This window comes from Rossellomorea orangium (genome assembly GCF_019334305.1).
Classification (GTDB): Bacteria; Bacillota; Bacilli; order Bacillales; family Bacillaceae_B; genus Rossellomorea.
Map to the genome: position 1 here is coordinate 1 of NZ_JAHWGH010000009.1, position 9,846 is coordinate 9,846.

8 protein-coding genes, 1 tRNA gene and 1 other annotated feature are annotated in these 9,846 nt (G+C 42.7%); of the genes, 2 read left to right on the top strand and 7 right to left on the bottom strand.

Translation table 11 applies throughout. The features are described 5' to 3' along the window. Positions 1-333: 333 nt before the first annotated feature. Positions 334-693, top strand: coding sequence for a hydrolase (locus KYJ26_RS05735; RefSeq protein ID WP_219166366.1), 360 nt, complete (start codon positions 334-336; stop codon positions 691-693). 106 nt (positions 694-799) lie between these two features. Here KYJ26_RS05735 and KYJ26_RS05740 read toward each other — a convergent pair. The 6 genes from KYJ26_RS05740 to guaB form a co-directional block, all read right to left on the bottom strand. Then, a tRNA-Ser gene (locus KYJ26_RS05740) sits at positions 800-892 on the bottom strand. 116 nt (positions 893-1,008) lie between these two features. Further along, positions 1,009-2,283 (bottom strand): serine--tRNA ligase, encoded by a 1,275-nt coding sequence (gene serS, locus KYJ26_RS05745; protein ID WP_219166367.1) that lies wholly within the window; start codon positions 2,281-2,283, stop codon positions 1,009-1,011. Positions 2,284-2,331: 48 nt separating this feature from the next. After that, positions 2,332-2,540: a binding site (T-box leader), on the bottom strand. A gap of 53 nt (positions 2,541-2,593) precedes the next feature. Further along, entirely contained in the window at positions 2,594-3,184 is a 591-nt protein-coding gene (gene pdxT, locus KYJ26_RS05750; protein ID WP_219166368.1) for a pyridoxal 5'-phosphate synthase glutaminase subunit PdxT, read from the bottom strand. 11 nt (positions 3,185-3,195) lie between these two features. Further along, positions 3,196-4,077: a pyridoxal 5'-phosphate synthase lyase subunit PdxS gene (pdxS, locus tag KYJ26_RS05755; RefSeq protein WP_219166369.1), complete on the bottom strand. Its 882-nt coding sequence runs from the start codon at positions 4,075-4,077 to the stop codon at positions 3,196-3,198. A gap of 651 nt (positions 4,078-4,728) precedes the next feature. Then, on the bottom strand, positions 4,729-6,048 hold the full coding sequence (locus KYJ26_RS05760) for a D-alanyl-D-alanine carboxypeptidase family protein (RefSeq protein ID WP_219166373.1): 1,320 nt from the start codon (positions 6,046-6,048) through the stop codon (positions 4,729-4,731). A 231-nt stretch (positions 6,049-6,279) separates the two neighbouring features. Next, a complete protein-coding gene (guaB, locus tag KYJ26_RS05765) occupies positions 6,280-7,743 on the bottom strand; it encodes an IMP dehydrogenase (RefSeq protein WP_219166370.1) in 1,464 nt (487 codons plus the stop codon). 112 nt (positions 7,744-7,855) lie between these two features. Here guaB and KYJ26_RS05770 point away from each other — a divergent pair, with 112 nt between their 5' ends. Beyond that, a complete protein-coding gene (locus tag KYJ26_RS05770; protein ID WP_219166371.1) occupies positions 7,856-8,791 on the top strand; it encodes a YaaC family protein in 936 nt (311 codons plus the stop codon). 38 nt (positions 8,792-8,829) lie between these two features. Here the strand turns inward: KYJ26_RS05770 and KYJ26_RS05775 are convergent, their stop codons facing one another. Next, on the bottom strand, positions 8,830-9,312 hold the full coding sequence (locus KYJ26_RS05775) for a glutathione peroxidase (RefSeq protein ID WP_219166372.1): 483 nt from the start codon (positions 9,310-9,312) through the stop codon (positions 8,830-8,832). Positions 9,313-9,846 lie beyond the last annotated feature (534 nt).

Here is a 9,846-nt window from a genome sequence, read left to right on the forward strand (position 1 = left end):
CGGGCGTGCCGAGACCCCGGAAGCGGTTTTTGCTGAGGAGGCTCGGCCGAACGTCCGTGGAAAGCGGAGCAGTTCCCTTCACCCTCCTGCACCACAACCTAAATGACAGAGCATCGTAAATCTAAGTTTGGATGCAAATAGCAACAATCTTTGGGAAAACAACCCTTATAAAAAATAGTAGCTGCTGATGAAACTTTAGTAAGAGTATGTTCCGAGAGTTAATTGGAGCGGAAATCACCTACTCGCTTCTTTAAAAGTGATACATCCGTTTATTTCCATTCGAAAAGAGGTATATGTAAAAGCAATCAATGAATTAAGGAGATGAAAAAAAGCATGGAAACGAAACAAATTTATTATGTAGATATAAGCAGCGGGGACATCTTACAGGATCCGAATCAAAGCGCAAGTCCAAGCTTTCGTATATCTGCGACTCCTACAGAAGTGAACGAGCTTAAAATGCTCTTTAACGACAACTATGATGATGACATGTCGACCATGAGACGCGCTCAGGTTCCATTCCGTCAATATCATAACTCACCGGAAGACGATCGGTATGATCAGTCAATGAAGGATATCTACTCGAAGATTTATCTGCTCGGGGATGAAGAAGCACGCCGGCATATTGTAAACATCGGAGTATTGGAGCGAACAAGGGAAACCCCACTAAGAGAAGACATCAAGAACCTTAAGTAAAAGGACTTGGGTCCTCCGGCATATCCAGAAAATAAAAAAATTCGTTACATAAAATGTAACGAATTCTATCTCCAATGTTTATGCGCTATGGTTATAAAAAAATCAATGGAGGAGGAAGGGGGATTCGAACCCCCGCGGGCTGTTACACCCCTGTCGGTTTTCAAGACCGATCCCTTCAACCGGACTTGGGTATTCCTCCGTATCGACAAGAATTATAATATCATGGTGTACAAATAGAGTCAAGCATATTTATAAAAAAAATCAAAAGAAGTCTCACGGATAAGCGTGAGACTTCTTTTGATTGACCTAAGTCCTTTACTTAATGACTTCCACTCCACCCATATACGGACGAAGAGCTTCTGGAACAATGACTGATCCATCTTCCTGCTGGTAGTTTTCCAAGATCGCAGCTACCGTACGTCCAATCGCTAAACCTGATCCATTTAACGTATGCACATGTTCAGGTTTTGCATTCGGCTCTCTTCTGAAGCGGATATTGGCACGTCTCGCCTGGAAGCTTTCGAAATTACTGCAAGAAGAAATCTCGCGGTACGTTCCGTAGCTCGGAATCCATACTTCAATGTCGTATTTCTTGGCTGCAGTGAACCCTAGGTCCGCTGTACACATAGACAACACGCGGTATGGCAGGCCAAGTAATTGAAGGACTTTTTCAGCATGCCCGGTTAACTCCTCTAAAGCATCATAAGAATCTTCTGGCTTCACAAAGCGTACCAGTTCCACTTTATTGAACTGATGCTGACGGATCAAGCCTCGTGTATCGCGTCCTGCAGAACCGGCCTCAGAGCGGAAGTTCGCGCTGTATGCGACATAGCTGACCGGCAGTTCGTCAGCCTTCAGGATTTCATCACGATGATAATTCGTCACAGGGACTTCTGCTGTAGGGACTAAGAAATAGTCTTCACTTTCGATTCTGAACGCATCTTCCTCAAACTTAGGAAGCTGACCAGTTCCAGTCATGCTTGCTCTGTTCACAAGGAATGGAGGAATCATTTCTGTATAGCCATGCTCATCCATGTGAAGGTCCATCATGAAGTTGATGAGGGCCCTTTCAAGTCTTGCTCCAAGTCCTTTATAGAAAACGAAACGGCTTCCAGTCACTTTCCCTGCACGTTCAAAATCAAGGATCCCAAGTCCTGTGGCAACATCCCAGTGTGGCTGTGCTTCGAAATCAAATTCCCTGACTTCTCCCCATTTACGCGCTTCAATATTATCATCTTCTGTTTCACCAACAGGGACAGACTCATGAGGAATGTTTGGAATAGATAGAAGGATGCGTTCCAATTCTTCTTCAATCCCTCTTAGTTCATCATCCAGTTTCTTAACCATGGCCCCGACTTCACGCATTTCCACGATCATGTCCTGAGCATCTTTTTTCTCTTTCTTAAGCTCGGCAATTTGTTGGGACACTTCATTACGCTTGCTCTTCAACTCTTCACTTTCTACAAGCAGCTCTCTTCTTCTTTTATCAAGCTCTTCAAATTTGCCGAAATCCTCCAAGTTCTCACCACGGTGCTGAAGGCGCTCTTTCACATCTTCCAGATTGTTACGTAAATATCGAATGTCTAACATGAGATTCTCTCCTTTTTTATAAAAAAATAAAAAACCCCCATCCCTGGTAAAAGGGACGGAGGTTTCCGCGTTGCCACCCTAATTGAAGACGCAAAGCATCTTCCTCTTAAGAGATGGTAACGGAATCACCGAAAATACCTACTTCATTCAGTACTTCACTCAAGGATGGATTCGTAAAGCTCTTGCATCGATTCTCACCGGCCATCGACTCTCTTGGGCAAGCCTTCTTTACTACTATTTCCTATCAACGATTTAACTTTTTATTGGTTAGTTCATAATCTACTACAATGTTTTCCATTTTGCAATAGAATTATGCGATTGTTTTTTCCATGCTTTCTTTCACCATCTCGACGAAGAATGCAGTCAGGCGATGATCATCCGTCAATTCAGGATGGAATGAACAACCGAGGAACTGTCCGTGACGTGCAAGCACGATGCGTCCGTCATGTTTCGCCAGGATTTCAACATCTTCTCCCGCTTCCACGATATGCGGTGCACGGATGAAGACGGCATTAAATCCTTCCCCTACATGGGCGATGGAAAGATCCGCTTCAAAGCTCTCTTTCTGACGTCCGAATGAATTACGCTCCACTGTCACGTCCATTACTCCCAAATGAGGCTCATCGTACCCGACGATATGCTTCGCCAGGAGAATCAAGCCCGCGCATGTTCCAAAGATCGGCTTACCATCTGCAGCGAATTGTCTTAACGGCTCCATAAAGTCATACCGATCAATCAGCCTTCTCATCGTCGTACTTTCCCCACCGGGCATGATCAGTCCTTGAATCTCCTCCAGCTGCTCCACACGCTTAATGACGATCGCGTTGGCACCTGATGCTTCAATGGAACGCACATGCTCTCTGACGGCACCTTGAAGTCCTAATACACCGATGTTCAACATGTAATCACACCTTACCATCCACGATCTTGCATACGGTTTTCAGGTAAAATAGAAGCAATTTCTACACCCTTCATTGCTACACCAAGCTCTTTTGAAAGCTCTGCGATCAACTTGTAATCTTGATAATGAGTAGTCGCTTCTACAATCGCTCTCGCAAATTTCTCAGGATTTTCTGATTTGAAGATACCAGAACCTACGAATACTCCGTCTGCACCGAGTTCCATCATAAGAGCCGCATCAGCTGGTGTGGCAATTCCGCCTGCAGCAAAGTTTACAACAGGTAAACGGCCGTTTTCTTTAATTTCTAATAATAATTCGTATGGAGCTCCCAGCAGTTTAGCTTCAGTCATGATTTCATCTTCGTTCATGCTTACAAGCTTGCGAACCTGAGCATTCACTTTACGCATATGACGAACCGCTTCAACGATGTTACCCGTTCCAGGCTCACCCTTTGTACGAAGCATGGATGCTCCTTCACCGATACGGCGGGCAGCTTCACCTAAATCACGGCAACCACATACGAATGGCACAGTGAAATCTCTTTTATTCAAATGGTACTCTTCATCAGCAGGTGTTAATACTTCACTTTCATCAAGATAGTCAACACCCATTGACTCAAGGACTCTTGCCTCTACAATATGACCAATACGAGCCTTTGCCATTACAGGAATTGACACAGCGCCCATTACTTCTTCAATAATACGAGGATCTGCCATTCTTGCTACTCCACCTGCAGCACGGATGTCTGCTGGAACTCGTTCTAAAGCCATTACCGCCACTGCACCTGCAGCTTCAGCAATCTTCGCCTGCTCTGCATTGACAACATCCATGATGACGCCGCCTTTTTGCATCTCAGCCATACCTCTTTTTACACGATCTGTACCAGTCTTCATATCTATATCCCCCTTATATTTATCCCTTGCCTTCCCCACAACTTCCCAAAAAAGGAAGAAAACGTGACTAAAACAATCGGAATGATTATGTAACCCTACTGCTAAATAAACAATAAAAATGGGCTTATGTCAAGACGAAAAGCGGAAGCGGCTTGGTCAGGCCCGACAAGCATAAGATGAATCGAACGGAAAGGCGTTCTTTGCCTTTTTGGTCGATTTAGCTTATGACCTCGAGGGCCTAGCCGCTGAAGCTGGACATGACGAAAAGCGGAGGGGCTTTGCTCAGAGGCGACAAGCATAAGACGAACATGCCGGAAAGGCGCCTTTTGCCTTTTTGGCATGTTTGGCTTATGACCTCGAGCCTCTAAGCCCCGGAGCTAGACATAACGAAAAGCGGAAGCGGCTTGGTCAGGCCCGACAAGCATAAGATGAATATGCCGGAAAGGCGTTCTTTGCCTTTTTGGCATATTTAGCTTATGACCTCGAGGGGCTAGCCGCTCGAGCTCGACATGACGAAAAGCGGAGAGGCTTGGTCTGTGGCGACAAGCATTTCATGGAAATGCCTATGTGCCTCTTTGTATAGTTCCCTACAAGCATACGTTTATAAAAAAAACACCAAGACCTGTTCTTAAGTCTTGGTGTTTCATAATATTAGAACCAGCCTTTAACCGTAGAAGTAATGGAATTCCAGATATCTCCGAAGAAACCACCCACGGCTCTCATGGATAGGACAAACCAGTTGGCTTTCTCGACGCTATCCACTGTAACGACAGATGCTTTTGAAGCATTTGTTCCCTTATCTGTAAGGTATCCTAAATCCTTTTTGCCTTTTGCTTCTAACATGACATACCCGACTTTTTCTCCTTCTTTTACAGGAGCCGTCAGTTCGCCATCTTTATTTAATTTCTTTTTGTCCAATACAAATTTAGGCTTGTATTGATCTGCTTCCCCGTTCTTGATGACCATGCTTAATGGAGAATCGGTCTTGATTTGAACTTCTTTTTCTTTTCCTTTTTCAACAGAAAGTGTCTTTTGACCTTTTACTTTGTAATCGGCGGGCAGAACTTCTTCTATGCTATAGTTATTAAAAGCATAATCCAACATCTTTCTTGTTTCACTAAAACGGGCATCATAAGAGTTCTCACCAGGTGGTACATCCACATTCATTACTACAGTAATAAATCTAAGACCATCTCTTTCAGCTGTACCAGTAAAGTTGGCTCCTGCAAAATCAGTTGTTCCTGTTTTTAATCCGTCCATACCCTCATACTCACGTAATAACCCTTTTAACATCCAATTCCAGTTATCCATATGCGTCTCGTCTACAGTACCTTCTGCAAATACTTTCTTTGGGATGCTAGACGTTTCTAAAACTTCAGGATGATCATGTAATAAACGATATGCAAGAGTGGCTACATCATTAGCAGACATGACATTTTCCTCGTCTTGACCCCCTACCACCTGGTCTACATATGGTTGTAGGTCGCGATTGTTAAGACCCGTTGAATTGACAAATTTATATTCTTTCAAACCTAATTCTTTAGCTTTTTCATTCATCATCTTAACAAAATTAGCTTCTGAGCCGGCAATCGTCTCAGCTATCGCCATAGTAGCGGCATTCGCTGAATATATCGCCATTGCTTCATATAATTCTTTAATCGTATAAGAGTCTTCTTCTCGAAGACTTACATTACTTAAACCAGTATTATGGGACATCTCAGAAAGATTGCCTGGAACCGTATATTTTTGGTCCCATTTTACTTTGCCATCTTCTACAGCTTCAAGTAATAGGTATTCACTCATCATCTTCGTCATACTAGCAATACCTTGAGCTGTATCAGAATTCTTCTCATACAAGATCTTACCCGTACTTGCCTCTACTAAAATCGCAGCTTTTGCGTTTACGTCCAAGTCACCTTGAGCATTTGCAGGCTTCTGCACCATACTCATTGCCATCATAAAAACCATCATACAAACAAAAGATTTTTGAATCCAACTTCTTTTCACTGTTAGCCCTCCAAGATTTTATGTACACCTTCGTTATTTTATCATAGTTCCAAAGGTAAGAATAGACAGAGAATATGACTAGTTTTGACATGGGTCAAGGGACTTGCGGCCTCTGAACAATCGCGTTCCCTTCCCTCTCAAACAACATAAAAAAAGCTGACCAGGAAGTTCTGGTCAGCTTTTGGAATTATTTTCTTATAATGAATAATTTGGTGCTTCTTTCGTAATTTGAACATCATGGGGATGACTTTCACGAAGACCGGCACCCGTCATTTTAATGAACTGTGCCTTTTCCCTTAAGTCATATAAGTCTTTCGTTCCACAGTATCCCATGCCTGAACGCAATCCTCCAACCAGCTGATACAATGTATCAGCCAATGGTCCTTTATAAGGAATACGCCCTTCGATGCCTTCTGGAACGAATTTCTTCGCTTCTTCCTGGAAATAGCGGTCCTTCGATCCTTTTTCCATAGAGCTGACAGATCCCATTCCTCGATAAACTTTAAAGCGGCGTCCTTGGAAAATCTCCGTTTCGCCAGGGCTTTCAGAGGTCCCGGCCAATAAGCTTCCCAGCATGACAGCATGTCCGCCGGCTGCCAATGCTTTCACGATATCTCCGGAATACTTGATGCCACCATCGGCGATGATGCTCTTGCCGTGCTTTCTTGCTTCCGTAGCGCAATCATAGACAGCGGTAATTTGTGGTACCCCTACACCAGCAACAACGCGGGTCGTACAGATGGAACCAGGTCCGATTCCAACTTTCACCACATCAGCACCAGCTTCAATTAATTCTCTTGTCGCTTCAGCCGTTGCCACATTACCTGCTACGATATTTAATGTTGGATAAGCTTCGCGTATTTCACGAACAATAGAAAGGACGCCTGCAGAATGTCCGTGAGCTGTGTCGATTACGATGACATCTACATTTGCTTTTACTAAATGTTCTACACGGGTTAAGGTATCTTTCGAAATACCTACAGCTGCACCTACTAATAAACGCCCTTGAGCATCTTTAGCTGAGTTCGGGAACTCGATGACTTTCTCAATATCCTTGATCGTAATCAATCCTTTAAGTGTTCCTTCTTGATCGATCAAAGGCAGCTTTTCAATCTTATATTGCTGAAGAATTTTTTCCGCTTCTTCTAGGGTAGTGCCGACAGGAGCTGTTACAAGATTCTCCTTTGTCATGACATCCGAGATTTGGATAGAATAATCCTGGATGAAACGGAGGTCACGATTCGTTAAAATCCCGACAAGCTTCTGTTCTTGCTCGTTGTTCACAATCGGAACACCGGAAATTCTATATTTGCCCATCAAATGCTCTGCAGAAAACACTTGGTGATCTGGAGTTAAAAAGAATGGATCAGAGATAACTCCACTTTCGGAACGTTTTACTTTATCGACCTGTTCAGCTTGCTGTTCAATACTCATGTTCTTGTGGATGATACCCAGTCCACCTGTTCGAGCCATTGCAATCGCCATTTCAGCCTCGGTTACCGTATCCATCCCTGCACTGATGACAGGCACATTCAACTTGATTGAATCCGTTAACTCAACAGAGATATTGACATCCTTTGGCAATACCTCTGATTTGGCTGGTAATAATAAGACATCGTCAAACGTTAAACCTTCTTTTGCAAATTTAGAATCCCACATGTTTTCGGCCTCCCTAGTCCCAAAATATTATTAGTAGGTTATCAATTGGTTAAAATACTGTCAAGAAGAATAGGATTAATTTAATTATTCCGAATAGTTAGAAGGTGATTTCATGAAAGAATTGTTCCAGCACTGGGACTTCATCCACTATTTTCAGTCAGCAGAATACTCCCAGAAGTTTCTAAAAAAATGCTATGAAAAAATCGGATCATCAGAAGCCGAGTTGAAGAGTTATGACAATTGTTATCCGTTCATGTACTACCTTGAACAGGGAGAACTATATTACAAACAAGCCATGATATCCCCATTATCACTTAAGCCGATTTTGCTCTTTTATGGATATATTCATTTTATTAAAGCAATCGTTCTTACAGAAGATCCGGCATATCCAGAAACGACTACAGTACTTGCCCATGGAATCACTTCAAGAAAAAGAAAGAAACAGCACTATAGATTTCTTCAGGATGAAGTAAAGGTCCAAAAGAATGGTCTCTTTACGCACTTTTCAGACCTCGTGTTCCATGTGAAACACATCGTTGGAGAAAAGTATAAAATGGAAGATCTGCTCGTACAAATACCTGAACTTGAAGAAGCATTTCTCATTCTGCTCAAAAAGAAAACCATGTTCTGGTTCAACAACCAGCATGAATTGACCATCGATGAAACAGTTCTTTCACATTTTCACATGTCGGAGGATTTATTTAAACAATACTTGAGTGAAAAAGTAACGGGGAATCTAAGCTGGGGTGCACCTTCAACGTTACAGGCTGCTTCCCCTGAGGAATGCCTTCCATTCAGATGGCACCTGAACAGAAACCGCCTGGCACTGCCTGGAATCCGTAATGATGCTACGACCATTCCTGAAGTACTCATCCACTACGCCATCCTTTACAATCTGAGCATGATCGCAAGGTACGAAACAGAATGGTGGGTAGAGCTTTTAAAGAACCGAACAAATGAAGATTATCCGATAATCACTACTTTTATCAACGTGACAACAGAAAAATCACCATTTCTTTTACTTAAAATACTCAAAGATAAGTTATAGGGTCGAGAGGAAAGACAGCTGCCTCTCCCCCCTACCTTCTATTCAGCCAGAAGCTTTTTAATATCATCCTCGATCTTCCGCGGGTTGGTCTGTGGTGAATATCGATCAAATACCTCTCCATTCTTTCCAACCAGAAACTTTGTAAAGTTCCACTTGATGCTGGACATGAGTACACCCTTTTTCTCTTGGGTTAAAAAAGAGAAAAGTGGATGAGCCTCCTTCCCCTTCACATTCACCTTGGCAAACATCGGAAAAGATACACCGTAGTTTATCTGACAAAATTCCATGATGTCATCTTGATTATCAAATTCCTGATTCATAAATTGATCACATGGAAATCCAAGAACAACAAGCCCTTGTTCTTTATACTCCTCATAAAGGCCCTGCAGCTCTTCAAATTGGGGTGTAAATCCGCACTTACTGGCTGTGTTCACAATCAGCATTACCTTCCCCTGGTACTCTTCTAAAGAGGTTACAGACCCATTGGCTCTTTTCACAGTAAAATCATAAATCGTCGTCATGTTCTTCTCTCCTTGTTTTATACACTTACTTAAATAATACGTTAGGAGGTTAGTAGATAGCAATTTTGAGCTTTGGGTTAGTAGGGGTGCGTGGGGATGGTGCTTTTAGGGGTGGGGAGATGCGTGGTTGCGTGGTCGGAGGTCTGATATCAGATTCCATGAATTCTTTGGTCTTATAGAATCAGGTATTGATAGAAATACAGATATATAAAATATCCATGAAAAATCTACATCATAAGGTGAAAAGCCCTATAAAAAGTGCAGACAATATTTTAAACAGTGTGTAATTGCGTTGCGTCATTTTCGATGGGGATTGCGTCATTATTAAATTATTTGCGTCATTTTCACGCTAATTGCGTCATATTTCGTTTATTGCGTATTTTGCCAAATAATAACTTTCCAAGACTCACCGCACATTCATTTTAACAATCAAACCAAAAAAGAGTAACTCCCAATGAGCTACTCTTTCATCTATTTGCCTGGCGACGTCCTACTCTCACAGGGGGAGATCCCCCAACTACCATCGGCGCTGAA

Excerpts from the sequence above, each read along its gene's own strand:
- KYJ26_RS05735 (WP_219166366.1), top strand. The coding sequence starts at position 334 with ATGGAAACGAAACAAATTTATTATGTAGATATAAGCAGCGGGGACATC.
- serS (WP_219166367.1), bottom strand. The coding sequence starts at position 2,283 with ATGTTAGACATTCGATATTTACGTAACAATCTGGAAGATGTGAAAGAG.
- pdxT (WP_219166368.1), bottom strand. The coding sequence starts at position 3,184 with ATGTTGAACATCGGTGTATTAGGACTTCAAGGTGCCGTCAGAGAGCAT.
- pdxS (WP_219166369.1), bottom strand. The coding sequence starts at position 4,077 with ATGAAGACTGGTACAGATCGTGTAAAAAGAGGTATGGCTGAGATGCAA.
- KYJ26_RS05760 (WP_219166373.1), bottom strand. The coding sequence starts at position 6,048 with ATGATGGTTTTTATGATGGCAATGAGTATGGTGCAGAAGCCTGCAAAT.
- guaB (WP_219166370.1), bottom strand. The coding sequence starts at position 7,743 with ATGTGGGATTCTAAATTTGCAAAAGAAGGTTTAACGTTTGACGATGTC.
- KYJ26_RS05770 (WP_219166371.1), top strand. The coding sequence starts at position 7,856 with ATGAAAGAATTGTTCCAGCACTGGGACTTCATCCACTATTTTCAGTCA.
- KYJ26_RS05775 (WP_219166372.1), bottom strand. The coding sequence starts at position 9,312 with ATGACGACGATTTATGATTTTACTGTGAAAAGAGCCAATGGGTCTGTA.